Annotated in this window: 15 protein-coding genes; 10 read left to right on the top strand and 5 right to left on the bottom strand. The window is 60.6% G+C overall.

Annotated elements, in window-relative coordinates:
- Positions 1 to 309, bottom strand: coding sequence for a DUF6191 domain-containing protein (locus tag ACFQ6Y_RS15155; protein ID WP_007731580.1), 309 nt, complete (start codon positions 307 to 309; stop codon positions 1 to 3).
- 133 nt (positions 310 to 442) lie between these two features.
- Here ACFQ6Y_RS15155 and ACFQ6Y_RS15150 point away from each other — a divergent pair, with 133 nt between their 5' ends.
- Together ACFQ6Y_RS15150 and ACFQ6Y_RS15145 are read left to right on the top strand one after the other, a co-directional pair.
- Positions 443 to 1,114: a response regulator transcription factor gene (locus ACFQ6Y_RS15150; protein ID WP_378634000.1), complete on the top strand. Its 672-nt coding sequence runs from the start codon at positions 443 to 445 to the stop codon at positions 1,112 to 1,114.
- 39 nt (positions 1,115 to 1,153) lie between these two features.
- Positions 1,154 to 1,933: a helix-turn-helix domain-containing protein gene (locus ACFQ6Y_RS15145; RefSeq protein ID WP_378633997.1), complete on the top strand. Its 780-nt coding sequence runs from the start codon at positions 1,154 to 1,156 to the stop codon at positions 1,931 to 1,933.
- A gap of 23 nt (positions 1,934 to 1,956) precedes the next feature.
- Here the strand turns inward: ACFQ6Y_RS15145 and ACFQ6Y_RS15140 are convergent, their stop codons facing one another.
- Positions 1,957 to 3,246 carry an MFS transporter gene (locus tag ACFQ6Y_RS15140; protein ID WP_378633995.1) on the bottom strand — a complete coding sequence of 430 codons (1,290 nt, stop codon included), beginning with the start codon at positions 3,244 to 3,246 and terminating at the stop codon, positions 1,957 to 1,959.
- 27 nt (positions 3,247 to 3,273) lie between these two features.
- Positions 3,274 to 4,461 carry an acetylornithine deacetylase gene (gene argE / locus ACFQ6Y_RS15135; RefSeq protein WP_378633991.1) on the bottom strand — a complete coding sequence of 396 codons (1,188 nt, stop codon included), beginning with the start codon at positions 4,459 to 4,461 and terminating at the stop codon, positions 3,274 to 3,276.
- Positions 4,462 to 4,572: 111 nt separating this feature from the next.
- Between argE and ACFQ6Y_RS15130 the strand changes: the two genes are divergently transcribed.
- The 5 genes from ACFQ6Y_RS15130 (at position 4,573) to ACFQ6Y_RS15110 (ending at position 8,807) form a co-directional block, all read left to right on the top strand.
- The gene (locus ACFQ6Y_RS15130) at positions 4,573 to 5,640 is read left to right on the top strand and encodes an Lrp/AsnC family transcriptional regulator (RefSeq protein ID WP_378540601.1); all 1,068 of its coding nucleotides are present in this window, start codon (positions 4,573 to 4,575) and stop codon (positions 5,638 to 5,640) included.
- A 51-nt stretch (positions 5,641 to 5,691) separates the two neighbouring features.
- Entirely contained in the window at positions 5,692 to 6,252 is a 561-nt protein-coding gene (locus ACFQ6Y_RS15125; RefSeq protein ID WP_378633988.1) for a TIGR03086 family metal-binding protein, read from the top strand.
- A 51-nt stretch (positions 6,253 to 6,303) separates the two neighbouring features.
- Positions 6,304 to 6,912, top strand: coding sequence for a TetR/AcrR family transcriptional regulator (locus ACFQ6Y_RS15120; protein ID WP_378445644.1), 609 nt, complete (start codon positions 6,304 to 6,306; stop codon positions 6,910 to 6,912).
- A 1-nt stretch (position 6,913) separates the two neighbouring features.
- Complete coding sequence (gluQRS, locus tag ACFQ6Y_RS15115; RefSeq protein ID WP_378633985.1) at positions 6,914 to 7,810, top strand: tRNA glutamyl-Q(34) synthetase GluQRS; 897 nt, start codon at positions 6,914 to 6,916, stop codon at positions 7,808 to 7,810.
- Positions 7,811 to 8,066: 256 nt separating this feature from the next.
- Positions 8,067 to 8,807 carry an EAL domain-containing protein gene (locus tag ACFQ6Y_RS15110; RefSeq protein ID WP_378633982.1) on the top strand — a complete coding sequence of 247 codons (741 nt, stop codon included), beginning with the start codon at positions 8,067 to 8,069 and terminating at the stop codon, positions 8,805 to 8,807.
- Between the two features lie 28 nt (positions 8,808 to 8,835).
- On the opposite strand, the gene ACFQ6Y_RS15105 is transcribed toward ACFQ6Y_RS15110, so the two are convergent.
- Positions 8,836 to 9,489: a DUF4190 domain-containing protein gene (locus ACFQ6Y_RS15105; protein WP_378633979.1), complete on the bottom strand. Its 654-nt coding sequence runs from the start codon at positions 9,487 to 9,489 to the stop codon at positions 8,836 to 8,838.
- A gap of 130 nt (positions 9,490 to 9,619) precedes the next feature.
- On the opposite strand from ACFQ6Y_RS15105, the gene ACFQ6Y_RS15100 reads away from it, so the two are divergent.
- The 3 genes from ACFQ6Y_RS15100 to ACFQ6Y_RS15090 all read left to right on the top strand — a co-directional run bounded on the left by ACFQ6Y_RS15100 (position 9,620) and on the right by ACFQ6Y_RS15090 (position 12,162).
- Positions 9,620 to 10,336 (top strand): RDD family protein, encoded by a 717-nt coding sequence (locus ACFQ6Y_RS15100; RefSeq protein WP_378536844.1) that lies wholly within the window; start codon positions 9,620 to 9,622, stop codon positions 10,334 to 10,336.
- 8 nt (positions 10,337 to 10,344) lie between these two features.
- On the top strand, positions 10,345 to 11,310 hold the full coding sequence (locus ACFQ6Y_RS15095; protein ID WP_378633976.1) for a hypothetical protein: 966 nt from the start codon (positions 10,345 to 10,347) through the stop codon (positions 11,308 to 11,310).
- Positions 11,311 to 11,427: 117 nt separating this feature from the next.
- On the top strand, positions 11,428 to 12,162 hold the full coding sequence (locus tag ACFQ6Y_RS15090; protein ID WP_030535741.1) for a queuosine precursor transporter: 735 nt from the start codon (positions 11,428 to 11,430) through the stop codon (positions 12,160 to 12,162).
- Here ACFQ6Y_RS15090 and tgt read toward each other — a convergent pair.
- On the bottom strand, positions 12,153 to 13,442 hold the full coding sequence (gene tgt, locus ACFQ6Y_RS15085) for a tRNA guanosine(34) transglycosylase Tgt (RefSeq protein WP_378633973.1): 1,290 nt from the start codon (positions 13,440 to 13,442) through the stop codon (positions 12,153 to 12,155). The genes ACFQ6Y_RS15090 and tgt overlap by 10 nt on opposite strands.
- Positions 13,443 to 13,451: the final 9 nt, after the last annotated feature.

Here is a 13,451-nt window from a genome sequence, read left to right as displayed (position 1 = left end):
TCAGCTCCGTCGACGGAGCACAACCTTGTTGGCTTCCGGATCGACGGACACCCACGGCGGGTCACCATCGGTTCCGTCCTCACGATGCATCAACGCACTCTGCCGTTGCTCGAATTCATGGTGCTTTGATCCCTGAAACAAGGCAGCAACCTCTTCGAAGCCCGCGGCCGATACCGGACGAGTCGTGCGTCCCCGGGTCCACGGCAGTGCCCGGCCGCCGGTGAGTCGGTTCCAGAGAGTCTCGGCGAATGCGAACAGGACCAGAAGCACGAGCAAGCCTGGCAGCGTCAACGCAAACAGAGTGCCCATGAGAGAAGTCTAGCGACTGACGCCCCCAATTCCGCGACTTCCGATTGGCCTACTTTGCCTGGCTCCTCGGTCCATGATCTGCAACAATGCAAGCTGTTACGACTGGTAACACCTTCGGGGGGAGGATTTTCACGTGAGTTTGATACTTGCAGCTACTGATCGTGCGGAGCTTGTCCAGACACTCGGAACCGAATTAGTATATTTCGGGCACCAGGTACAGCTCGCCCGCACCGGGCGTCGACTACTCGACGACCTGGACACCGACAGTTTCGACATCGCCGTGATCGACCTACTGTTGCCGGACATCGACGGCTACGAGATCGCACGACAGATCCGCCTGCGCAGTTCGATGCCGATCATCATGTTGGTGGACACCCTCGAGGACATCGACGAAGCACCTCATCGCGCTGCCTCGGACTTCGTGCTGAATCCGATCGATTCTCACGCGCTCGATCTTCGAGTCACCGCAATTCTTCGTGAAACCACACACCCCACTGCCGGCAAACACCTACGTCACGGTGACCTACTCCTCGATCGACGTGCGATGACGGCCACGATGGGCGGAAAGCTGCTGGTCCTCAGCCGGACCGAATGGCGAGTGCTCCTGGAACTGTCGACCGAGCCTGGGCGTGTTTACTCGCGTGATCACCTGATCCGAAACGTCTGGGGTTCCGCCCACGAAAAGACGCGTGTAGTCGACGCGACCATTCTCAGCCTGCGGTCCAAACTCGAATCCGATCCCGCGAAACCGAAATACATCAAAACGATTCGGGGGTTCGGATACCGCTTCGGCCCGGTCGACTGAACTCACCTTCGTGTCGGTGCCGCTCGATAAGCTTTTGCCATGGGTTGGTACACACCACAATCGGTCGCCCCGGATCTCTCCGACATCCTGGTGTGCGGCTGGACGGCGTGTGCAGAAGGCGAGCACCTCCTCGTGCCCGATGCGTGCATGGACGTGCTGTGGATACGTGGCATCGGCATTCGCGTCTGTGGCCCCGAAACCGCTGCATGGTCGTTCACTCTTCCGCCCGGAACACGCTCCGTGGGTGTTCGATTCCGCCCTGGATCAGCCTCGCCGATGCTGCGAACTTCGGCGTCCGAGCTTCGGGATTCTCGCGCCGACCTCGGCGATGTAACCGACGCACGTACAGAACGAATACTGTTGAACCGCTTGGAAAATTCCGAAGACCACAAACAGGTCTCCATCCTCGAAGATGCTGTCCGAAGTTGGGCAAGTTCGAGTTTCCGTCACGATCCGGTGATCAACCATGTTCGTACCGCACTGTCCGAACATTCGTGGAATGTCAGCTCTCTCGCCGACGCGGCGGCCCTGACGTCGCGCCAACTCCAGCGTCGTTGCAACGACGCCTTCGGATACGGCCCTGCAACGCTGCGCTCGATCCTGCGCCTCCAGCGCTTCATGGCACTCGCTCGCAGTCGACCCGCGTTGGGACTCGCTGAATCCGCTGCCCACTGCGGATTCAGCGATCAGGCCCACTTGACGCGTGAATGCCGCCGAATCTCGTCGCTGACCCCGGCGGCTCTACTCCGAACCCAAGCCCCCGACTGGCACGGGTCGGATACCGTCGTCGCTCTGACCGAGGGCGACGCGGTCGCATAGGCGCGACCGTCGTTCCCTGGCCGTCACTTTTGACTGAAAAGCGTCCTTGCCGACCACAGGCCGCCAAGGGAAAGAACTGCGACCGTCATGTAGTAGTAACTCGGAGCGTCGAGCGAGCCTGTTGTACTGATCAACCAGGTCAATACCAACGGCGCGATTCCGCCGAGCAAAGTCACTCCGAGGTTGTACGACAAGGACATCCCGGTAGCCCGGATCTCCGCCGGGAACAGCGAACTCATCAAGGCAGGCAACGGACCGAACGCAAACGCCATGATGACCCCCAAGACCGAAACAACCAGGACGAGCGTCAGAGTCGACGGGTGATCGACCATCAATTTGAAGAGCGGCCAGGCCAACACGATTGCCGCGACGGCGGCCCAGGTCATGACTCGAGCAGGTCCGACCCGGTCTGCAAGATGACCGATCCACGGCACGGTGATCAAGGTGACCAGTCCGGCGACGATACCGCCGAGGTAGCCGGCCGAGGCGGATACTCCGAGATTCTTAACGGCAAACGTCGGCATGTACAAGATGAGATAGATCGAGATAGTCGCGACGCCGACTACTGCGGCACCGGTGAGCACCCGGCCGAGATGCCTGGTCAGCGTCGTCTTGAGTGGGGCCTTTTCCGGGACGCTCGTCTTGAAATCGTCCGTTTCGTCGAGCTTGGCACGGATGTAGAGACCGACCGGACCGACGATGATGCCGAAGAAGAACGGAACGCGCCAGCCCCACGAGTAAAGCGCTTCATGCGAGAGATGGGTATTGAGCACGTATCCGAACAGCGATGCCAGGAAAACCGAAGCACCCTGGCTGGCAACCTGCCAGGAAGAGTAGAACGCCTTCTTGTGCGGTGCAGTTTCCACGAGGAAGGTTGTAGCAGTACCGAATTCACCACCAGCGGAGAATCCTTGAATGAGCCGCGAAACCAGGATGACGACGCCGGCCCACGGTCCGATCATCGAGGTCGTCGGTGCCACGGCCATGATGAGCGTGCCGATCATCATGAGCATCATCGTCAACGTCAAGGCGTTTTTGCGCCCGCGACGGTCTGCGTAGCTGCCGAGAACCATCCCGCCCAGTGGCCGGATGACGTACGAGATTGCGAACGTCGCGAACGTCAGTATCAAGCCGAGTGTGTTGTCGCCACCGGGAAAGAAGTTATGGGCGATGACCACTGCGAATGACGCGTAGACGATGACGTCGAACCACTCGAGCGCAGCGCCGAGTGAGCTGCTGATCACCGCCTTGCGAGCAGCGGCCAGGCGTTCCGGGGTGACTGTTCCGGAGGTTGGCGTAGTTGCCGTGGACATGGTTTTCCTTAGGGGGTGAGGGGTGGGTCAGGCGCGGGCGTGAGCGATGACGTTCCGAACGAACTGCTCGCACTGTGCCAATTGGTCAAGTGTCACGTACTCGTCAGGTGCATGCGCCTGAGTGATGCTTCCCGGCCCACACACAACAGTGGGGACACCGATACTTGCGAACATCCCGGCCTCGGTGGCGTACGCGACCTTTTCGTCCGAGGGTCGACCACCCCATCGTTCGACCAGTGCAGCCGCCGAAGCATTCGCATCCGTCTCCAGCGGAGGAACCGAGGCCGAGACGTGCATCGTCACGGAGGCCGACGGATTCTCTTCCCGCATCAGTGTTTCGATCCGATTCGCTTCGGCGGCAAAGCGTTCGAGCAGATCTGCGGCGCCTGCTGTGCTGATACTCCTGAACTCGAAAGTGATGGAGCAATCTTCGGGCACTGTGTTGACTGCTATTCCGCCGGACACGAGATTGACCGAGCATGTTGTCCAGCCCACGTCGAATGCGTCGTCGTACGGGCCGGACGCACGGAGCTCGTCGGCCACGCTTCTGACAAATCGAATCAACTCGGCGCCGTATTCGATCGCGTTCACTCCCCGCGGAGTGAGCGACGAGTGTGCCGAAACGCCCTGCAGATCAACACGTATGACATTCATCGACTTGTGTGCGCGAATGACTCGCATCTCCGACGGTTCTCCGACAATGCACACATCAGGGCGCAGGTTTCGGGCGACAACTTCCTCGACCAATCCGGTCGCACCGATGCAGCCGACTTCCTCGTCGTAGGAGAATGCGAAGTGAATCGGCTTCGCCAGCGGCCGAGCAACGATGTCGGGGATGGCCGCGACGACGATCCCGATGAACGACTTCATGTCGCACGTGCCACGTCCGTACAGGCTTCCGTCGCGAACGTCGGGAGTGAAAGGGTCGGTACTCCAGTCTTGATCGTCGACCGGCACTACGTCTGTATGGCCGGAGAACATCACACCGCCGGCAGTACTCCCGTCAGGAGGGGTGAACGTTGCCAACAAGTTGAGCTTCGTTCCCTCGTCATCGGGAACAAGTACCGGCTCGACCCCATGGCGACGTAGTTCCGCCGCAATGAGATCGATCAACGGTCGATTGCTCACGGCACTCGTCGTATCGATTCCGATGAGGCGTTGCACCCACTCGAGGCTTCTCTCGGTCGGAACAGCGGACAACGTGGTGGACGGCATCAGGATTCTCCTTTCACAGCGGGAACGCCGTGGGCACTCGCCGCCACGTTCTGCCCTTCGAGCATGAATGAAGTGATCCCAGACACAATGGAGATGCACGATACTTGCATCATGATCGAAGAAACGCAGGATTCCGCCGTACTGGACGACGTCGACCTCGCCCTGATCAATTGCCTGCAACTCGACCCGCGAGCGTCGTGGCGCACGGTTGGCGACGCGCTCAAAGTCGATCCGGTTACCGTGGCTCGCCGCTGGCAGCGGCTACAGGATTCCGGCACCGCCTGGGTCTCTGCCAGGGCAACTGGCCATGGCCGTCCGGAATCGTGTCTGGCTTTTGTCGAAGTCGATTGCACGACTTCGAACGCGTTGACGATTGCAGAACGTCTTGCACGCTGGCCGCACGTGCTGAGCGTCGAACACACAAGCGGCCCAGGCGACTTGACTCTTCTCGTCGAGGTCAGAGACATGGCTTTCCTGTCGCGCTTCCTGCTTCGGTCGCTCGCGTCGGTACCCGGGATCGTCAGTTCGCGTGCACACCTCGTCACCGAGGTCTTCGCGATCGGAGACGACTGGAAATTGCAGGTACTCGATGCAGCGCAGCGGGCGACGATGACAGACCGGCCTGTGCGCTACAAATACGCGCCGACGGATCAGCGCCATCATGGGAAGGCGTTCGACGCTGTCGACCGCCAATTGATCTTGAAACTGGGTGAGGACGGTCGATCGTCGATTACAGAGCTCACAGTCGGTACCGGCCTCAGCGAAAGTACGGTCAGGCGGCGCCTTGCCGAATTGACGTCGCGCAACCAGATCGTGTTCCGCTGCGACGTGTCTCTGCCACTGTCCGGCTGGCCCCTCGTGACCTGGGTGTGGGGATATGTCGATCCCACAGACCGCTCGACGATTCGTGCGCTGGTGGAACGAGTGCCGGGAACGCGCGTGTGCATGCGGATCTCCGGAGGCCGCGCCAACACACTGCTCGCGATCGCCGCACACTCCCTCCGCGAAACTCCCATTACCGAAGTACAACTCGCCCAAGAGGCACCGGGCCTGGTGGTGCTGAACAGGTCAGTAGTGCTGCGATCCATGAAGAGGGTGGGCCGACTTCTCGACGACGAGGGCAAGAGTGCCGGTGTCGTACCGATGGACATCTGGGCAGAAGCCCCAGAGATCGAGTGAATGTCCGAAATAATCAATCATGAAGCGCTGTGGCGGTGAAGGATTGTTGTCATGACTTCAACAGAGATCTCCCCCGCCCAACGCTATCGGGATCTGGCCGCCGAATTCACGGCGCGGATCGACGCCGTACCCGCCGATCGATGGGACAACGATTCCCCCTGCGAGGGCTGGACCGCCCGCGACGTGGTGAGGCATGTGCTCGACAGCGAACGAGACATGGTCAAGGTGGTCGGCCTGGAATTGGCGTCGGGTCCGTCGGTTGACGACGACCCGTCCGCCGCCTGGGCGGCCGTGCGCGATTCGATGCAGGCAATTCTGGACGACCCGGCAAAGTCCACCCTCGAATACGACGGGCACTTCGGCAGGACCAACCTCGGAGCCACGGTCGAAGGGTTTTTGTGTTTCGATCTGGTCATCCACGGTTGGGACCTCGCGGCCGCAACCGGCACCGATACGGCGATGCGAGACGCGGACGTGGACTGGGTGTCGGAGATCGCCGCGGGCCTGGGCGACTCGATCCGCATGAGCGGGGTGTGCGGCCCGGAAGTACAGGTTCCGGACAACGCTGACAAAGCGACGAAACTCCTTGCCTTCCTCGGCCGGAAGGCGTGAAAAAGCACCCCTGACGTGGGCATTACTTCCATACACATGTAATGTCGCGGTATGCCAGAGCGTCGAAAATCCTCCACGAGTCCAGACCTGCTTGCGGCGGCATTGTTCGACGTCGCTGCAGAATCCGGACTGGAAAATGCCAGCGTCCGCGAGGTCGCAAAACGGGCGGGCGTCTCGATCGGCGCAGTGCAACATCATTTCTCGACCAAGGACGAGATGTTCGCATTTGCACTGCGAACACTCGTCGATCGATTGTTGACAAGACTGGCCGAGTCGTCCGCCGACGCGGACCCGCATGCCTCTCTGTTCCAGGCACTCTCGCAACTGCTGCCCCTCGACGAACAACGCACGCGCGAGGCTCATGTGCTCGCCGCCTTTGCCGTGCGTGCCGCAACCAGTGAGTCACTCTCCGAAATCCGCCGGACAACTCTGTTCACAATCCGCACCGGCATCTCGACGGTATTGATCGGGATCGGAACTCCAGAAGCGGAAACCAGAGCGGCACTTCTGCTTTCAACCGTCAACGGGTTGGCACTCGACGCACTCGGAAGTCCCGCCATGTATCCGCCGCAGTATCTCGATCACGCTTTGGAAACCGCGATCCGCCTCACCCTGCACGACGCCGAGAATCCGCTGGCCTCCGTCGGGCTCGCCAGCTGACGTGGCCGGAGCAGGACGCTTCGCGCCGAGCCCGTCCGGCGATCTCCATCTGGGAAACCTCCGGACTGCCCTCCTGGCCTGGCTGTTCGCCCGCACCAGCGGGCGCGACTTCCTCATTCGGGTAGAGGATCTCGATCGTGTCCGACCCGGAGCGATGGAACGGCAACTCGACGATCTGCGTAGGCTCGGCCTCACCTGGGACGGCCCAGTCGTCTTACAGTCACACCGTCTTCCCTTGTACCACAAGGCCATCGAACTATTACGCGAGCGTGACCTGACCTATCCTTGCTTCTGCACACGCAAGGAAATCCTGCAGGCACCGTCCGCTCCCCATGCTCCCGACGGCGCCTACCCCGGCACGTGCCGGAACCTTTCGGAGGCCGAACGCGCCGAGAAATCGGCAAGTGGCCGATCCCCCGCGCTGAGGCTACGGGCCGGCATCGACTCGTTCACCGTCCATGACGAACTGTTCGGCGAGGTGACGGGACAAGTCGACGACGTCGTCCTGCTCCGCGGCGACGGCGTACCTGCCTACAACCTCGCCGTTGTCGTCGACGACGGCGCGCAGAACATCGACCAAGTGGTCCGCGGCGACGACCTCCTGACCTCGGCTCCACGCCAGGCCTACCTCGCTCGACTGCTCGACATCGAACCACCGTCGTACGCGCACGTTCCTCTCGCTTTGAACAGTGAAGGCAAACGCCTCGCGAAGCGCGACGGCGCAGTGACTCTTGCAGATCAACTCGAGGCCGGAGGCAGTGCTGCACAGGTTCTGACGATGATCGCGTCGAGCATCGGCCTCGCCGAACCCGGCGAAGTTGTCACACCACCACTATTGGCGGATCGATTCGATTCTCGGAAGATCCCCCGGACCCCGTGGATTTTCCCGGCGAAGTAAGTGAAGGATCAATCGGCACCTCGTCGGGACAAAAGCTCGATTGTCCGATATACCAAAGCCGTCCGCAATAGCTATTCGTTGGCAATTCTCGAATAGTGAAGTACGGTCAAGACTGGCGAAGGCAGTTCAGGGCGAGTGATCCCTGCAAAACTACGCCCGGGATCTGAACCTGGAATCCGACCGCAGTACCCACTTGCAGCATCCACGCTGACACGCACGTGCGGCACGGGCGACTCAGGACGAAAAGGAATACGGCATGGTCCGCGAGCTTCGCGAGGCACTCGACGACCATCAATTCGAGGTGTTGTATCAACCCCAGGTCAATCTGAACTCGTCAGCAATTATCAGCTATGAAGCCCTTCTGCGGTGGCGCCATCCACTTCGAGGGTTGATCGAGCCTCAAGATTTCATGCGCTCCGCCGAGTCTTCCGGACTCATCATTCCCATCGGATTACAAGCTCTGGACATGATTTGCGCCCAGACAGCGTCGTGGCCCGAGCACATGATGGTCGCGGTCAACTTTTCGCCTCGCCAACTCGCTACCCCGCACGCCGCTCACGAAATCCTCGGAGCGCTCGACAGTTCACAAACCCCACTGAGCAGAATCATCGTGGAAGTCACCGAACTCGGCGTCGTCGGTCGGCATGCCGCCGAGACTCTTCACATTCTGCACAACGAAGGAATTCGAATTGCCCTCGATGATTTCGGGGCGGGCTTCGCGTCGTTCTCCGCGTTGTCGGAATTGCCGCTCGACATTCTCAAGATCGACCAATCGTTGACCTGGGCGGTCAGCGCAGCGGGTCGTGCTGGAGAGCGCGCCTTCATGGTCATGGAGTCCATCGCCGACATCGCTGGGAAGCTCGGGCTCGATTCGATAGCCGAGGGCGTCGAAACCGCCGAACACGCAGCCAACGTCTTGCGCGCCGGCTGCGACATGGGCCAGGGCTATTACTTCGGGAAGCCACTTCCTGCGTCGTCCACCGTCACTCCGGTGTGAGCGCTAGTCACTTCAGTACGACGCCACTTCAGTACGACGACGATGCACTCGCTATGAGTGCGACTACGAGAATCACGGCGAAAATCGCCAAGAAAGCCGCTCCGACCGCAATTCCGGCTATTGCAAGCCCGCGTCCCTGTTGACCTGTCTGCTTGATTTGATTGAGCGCGACAATACCCAAGATGATTCCGACGATTCCGCCGAGACTGTAGAAGCAACCGCCTGCAAGCGACACAACCAGCGATGCAATTGCAAGACCGTTGGTGCCGACCGGCTGCATCGGCGGTGCGTACCCACCCGCGAATTGATTCGGCTGACCGTACGGGTTCGGAGGTTGGCCGTACTGAGGCTGTCCGTATTGAGCTTGTCCGTATTGTCCGGGTTGCTGATATTGATTCTGCTGGTATTGATTCTGCGGTCCGAAATTCTGCGGCGGCAGGTACGGGTTGGGTTCACCAATTCCACCCGGCTGGGGGTTATCACCGGGCGGGTTGTACGACGGCGGCGGATAACCCGGGTACTGCTCGTTGGGAGTGGTATATCCGGGAACTTCAGGTGAAGACTGCGTTTCGGACGGGGACACGCCGTACCCCTCGGGAGGCAGGCTCGGAAATTCTCCGTATCCAGGTTTTGCCTGGTAATCGCTCGAAGAATCGTCGTTGTTGCCCCCGGAACTCGTCATACAACGCAGCCTAAACCACAGGTGACCTCCGAATCCAAGTGAGCAGATGTCATCCACATAGCTCTTTGATCCCAGTAGGGTCATATCCACTGTCACACTCGAGCGCGATATTTACGACTGAGGGGAACACATGACAACCGGTGGGTACGACCCCAACCAGAATCCAGAGGGCGGGAAGCAATTCCCACCCCAGGATCCATATGGCCAGCAGGGAACACCTCCTCCCGGAAGTTACCCACCTCCCGCCGGTCCTCCGCAGGGCGGCAGCTACCCGCCTCCTCCGCAGGGCGGGAACTTCCCGCCGCCTCAAGGTGGTAACTACCCGCCGCCCGGTGGATACCCGCCGCCTCCGCAGGGTGGCAACTTCCCGCCGCCGCAGTTCAACGACCAGGGTGCGTACGGGGCAGGAAACCGGCTGCCTTCTGGTGCCGAAGCCGGTGGACTTGGTATTCGATTCGGCGCTCGCGTCATCGACGCCATCATCGTCGGAATCGTCGCCATTATCTTGACGGTTCTGGTTAGTGATCTGGGAAATGTTCTTGTCAGCGGACTCTTCTCGGGAATTCTGACCTTCGCCTACTTCATCGCAATGGAAGTGACGCAGGGTCGGACTCTGGGAAAGATGATTCTGGGCCTTTCAGTACACGGTCCGGGCGGCGCACCTCGCCCCTCCGTCCAGCAGTCTGCGATTCGCAACGCCTTCACGTTGCTCTCGATCATTCCGATCATCGGCGGAATCCTCGCGTTGGTCGCCTACATCGTCATCGCGGTCACGATCAACAACAGCCCCACCAAGCAGGGCAAGCATGACGAGCTCGCTGGTGGAACTCAGGTAGTCAAGGGTTAGGTGCGCATATGACAACCGGTGGGCACGACCCCAACCAGAATCCCGAGGACGGAAAGCAATTCCCGCCCCAGGATCCCTACGGCCAGCAGGGAACGCCTCCTCCAGGGAGCTATCCCCCGCCGGCGGGGCCTCCGCAGGGCGGAAGCTACCCGTCGCCCGGTGGTTACCCCCCACCTTCTCAAGGTGGCAATTACCCGCCGCCAGGTGGATATCCGCCGCCTCCGCAGGGGGGAAGCTATCCCCCTCCCGGTGGCAACTACCCACCGCCCGGTGGATACCCGCCACCTCCCGGAGGCGGCAACTTCCCGCCGCCGCCCGCAAATGACTACGGCGCAGGATTCGGTGGACCACAGCTTTCCGTGGGCGCCGCAATTACCTACGGCTGGAACAAGTTCAAAGACAACGCATTGGTTTGGATCGGAATCTCGATCATCGCGTTCTTGATCGCCGGATTGATCCAGGGCGCTTTCAACGGCTTCGACTACACCAACACAGAGTTCAGCGCACTGTCCATTGTGGGTGGATTGGTCACCGCTATCGTCGGCTATATCATCCAAGCCGCATTCCTCCGCGGAGCATTGAGCGAATTGGATGGAATCAAGCCGGCCTTCGGCACCTTCTTCCAATTCACCAATATCGGCGCAGTTGTTCTCGGCGGTTTCCTCGTAGCCGTAGCCACTTACGTCGGTTTGGCTCTCTGCATTATTCCCGGCATCATCGCGGCGTTCCTGCTCTACTACACGCTCACCTTCATCGTGGACAAGAACCAGGATGCGATTTCGGGCATCAAGTCGAGCTATGCGCTGACCTCGTCGAACGTTGGAACTTTGATCTTGCTGGCGCTCGCTCTGATCGGTATCAACATCGTCGGTGCGCTGCTGTGCGGAATCGGTCTTCTGGTGACGGCACCCGTCGCGTTGATCGCCAGCACCTACGCGTACCGCGTGCTGACCGGCGGTCACGTAGCTGCCTGATCAGTTCGTTCGCATCATTGAAGGCCCTGCGGTTCCACGTGAAACCGCAGGGCCTTCGGTGTGTTCTGCGCAACTGGACGGTCGCCAACTCGCATCCGAGCGCCTTGTGGTGCTTGGATGACGGACGTGACAGCTCAGGATCAGCAAGACGAATCGACCCACGAAACCAAATTTGCGCACGTCAGCCGGGGTTATTACCCGACGATCGTCGCGCTCTTCACCGCAACGCTGCTGATCTCGAACGTGGCGGCGACCAAGGGGGTCGCCTTCTTTGCGGATTCCGACTTCTCGCTCGGTCCCTTGCAGATTCTGCCCATCATCACCGATGGTGGATTCTTCTTGTTCCCGCTCGCCTACGTCCTCGGTGACGTGCTCAGCGAAGTCTACGGCTTCAAAGCGACCCGACGCGCGATCTACCTGGGCTTCGGCGCACTGATTCTTGCCGCTGCGTGCTTCTGGATTGCCGTGCAGCTCCCGTCGGCAGAGTTCTACGAAAACCAGGCCGCCCTCGAAACCGTAGTGGGCGTCATTCCCCGGCTACTGGTCGCAGGCTTGGCCGCCTACCTCGTCGGCCAGCTCCTGAACTCCCTGGTTCTGGTCATGATGAAGAAGCGCATGCAGGAGAAGCACCTGTGGGCGCGTCTGATCGGCTCGACCGTCGTCGGTGAATTCGCCGACACGCTCATCTTCTGTTCCATCGCGGCCGGCGTTATCGGCATCAGCACGTGGGAAGATTTCATCAACTACGTGCTGGTCGGCTTCCTGTGGAAGACGCTTGTCGAGGTACTGGTCATGCCGATCACCTACCGTGTCATCGCCTACGTGAAGAAGCGCGAACCGACCTACGCCTGAGGTGCAGGCGTCTTCGCCGCGTAGAACTTTCCGAGCATGTCCGCTTTGAAGTCGTGGAAATACCCACCTTCGATGCTGGCTCGGATGTCGTCGACCAACTTCACGGTGAATCGCTCGTTGTGGATGGTGCAGAGCGTCGACGCGAGCATTTCCTTCGCCTTGAAGAGATGATGGATGTACGCGCGGGTGTAGTTGGCGCAGGTGTAGCAGTCGCACTCGCCGTCGATAGGTGTGAAGTCACGGCGGAACCGGCTGGTGTTGATGTTGAACCGGCCGGAGCGGACGTAAATCGCGGCATTGCGAGCAACACGAGACGGGTTGACGCAGTCGAAGGTGTCCGCACCGTTCTCGATTGCGACGAAAAAGTCGTCCGGTTCGCTGATCCCGAGCATGTGACGCGGCTTGTTCTCGGGCAGTTCCTCGTTGCACCAGCGCACGATCGTGCCGAGGTTCTGCTTCTCCAAGGCACCGCCGATGCCGTAACCGTCGAAGCCGTATCCGTTCTCGCCTTCGATCGACTCGAGGCCACGGCAGGCTTGGCGACGCAGATCTTCGTACTGCGCGCCTTGGATCACGCCGAAGAGTGCCTGGTAGGGCTTCTCGGCGCGTTCGGCGGTGAGCTTCTCATGCTCGTTGATGCAGCGGATCGCCCACGCCTGCGTGCGCTCGACCGATCGCTCCTGATAGCCGCGGGTGTTGAGCAGCGTAGTGAGCTCGTCGAACGCGAACATGATGTCGGCGCCGAGCTGATGCTGGATCTGCATCGACACCTCGGGAGTGAAGCGATGCTTACTGCCGTCGAGGTGCGATTTGAACGTCACGCCCTCGTCGTCGACCGTCGCGAGACGCTCTTTGCCCTTCGCGATGACGTCGTCGGACTGCACACCGACGGCCTCCATCGCGAGCACCTTCTTGAACCCGACACCAAGAGACATGACCTGGAAGCCGCCACTGTCGGTGAAGGTGGGCCCGTCCCAGTTCATGAACTTGCCCAGCCCGCCGGCCTCGTCGACGATGTCGGGTCCCGGCTGCAGGTAGAGGTGGTACGCATTGGCGAGCAACGACTGCGCACCGAGTTCCTTCATGGACTCGGGCAGCACGGCCTTGACTGTGGCCTTGGTTCCGACGGCCACGAACGACGGCGTCGAAATGTCACCGTGCGGTGTGTGGATGGTGCCGGTTCGCCCGAGCCTGTCCTCGAGCCTGGTCCCTATCGTGAAAATCGACTCGGGACGCTTGTCGACGGCGGGCACGGGCGATGTCGGTACTGCAGAAGTCACGAGCTCAAT

Source organism: Rhodococcus sp. NPDC056516 (assembly GCF_042794655.1).
In the GTDB taxonomy this organism is placed as follows: domain Bacteria; phylum Actinomycetota; class Actinomycetes; order Mycobacteriales; family Mycobacteriaceae; genus Rhodococcus_F.
This window is presented reverse-complemented; position numbering and strand designations above follow the sequence as displayed.

Coding starts and splice junctions, on each gene's coding strand:
- argE (WP_378633991.1), bottom strand. CDS start 4,461: ATGCCGTCCACCACGTTGTCCGCTGTTCCGACCGAGAGAAGCCTCGAG.
- ACFQ6Y_RS15120 (WP_378445644.1), top strand. CDS start 6,304: ATGCCAGAGCGTCGAAAATCCTCCACGAGTCCAGACCTGCTTGCGGCG.
- ACFQ6Y_RS15105 (WP_378633979.1), bottom strand. CDS start 9,489: ATGACGAGTTCCGGGGGCAACAACGACGATTCTTCGAGCGATTACCAG.
- ACFQ6Y_RS15130 (WP_378540601.1), top strand. CDS start 4,573: ATGATCGAAGAAACGCAGGATTCCGCCGTACTGGACGACGTCGACCTC.
- ACFQ6Y_RS15140 (WP_378633995.1), bottom strand. CDS start 3,246: ATGTCCACGGCAACTACGCCAACCTCCGGAACAGTCACCCCGGAACGC.
- ACFQ6Y_RS15145 (WP_378633997.1), top strand. CDS start 1,154: ATGGGTTGGTACACACCACAATCGGTCGCCCCGGATCTCTCCGACATC.
- ACFQ6Y_RS15095 (WP_378633976.1), top strand. CDS start 10,345: ATGACAACCGGTGGGCACGACCCCAACCAGAATCCCGAGGACGGAAAG.
- ACFQ6Y_RS15090 (WP_030535741.1), top strand. CDS start 11,428: ATGACGGACGTGACAGCTCAGGATCAGCAAGACGAATCGACCCACGAA.
- ACFQ6Y_RS15125 (WP_378633988.1), top strand. CDS start 5,692: ATGACTTCAACAGAGATCTCCCCCGCCCAACGCTATCGGGATCTGGCC.
- ACFQ6Y_RS15100 (WP_378536844.1), top strand. CDS start 9,620: ATGACAACCGGTGGGTACGACCCCAACCAGAATCCAGAGGGCGGGAAG.
- ACFQ6Y_RS15110 (WP_378633982.1), top strand. CDS start 8,067: ATGGTCCGCGAGCTTCGCGAGGCACTCGACGACCATCAATTCGAGGTG.
- ACFQ6Y_RS15155 (WP_007731580.1), bottom strand. CDS start 309: ATGGGCACTCTGTTTGCGTTGACGCTGCCAGGCTTGCTCGTGCTTCTG.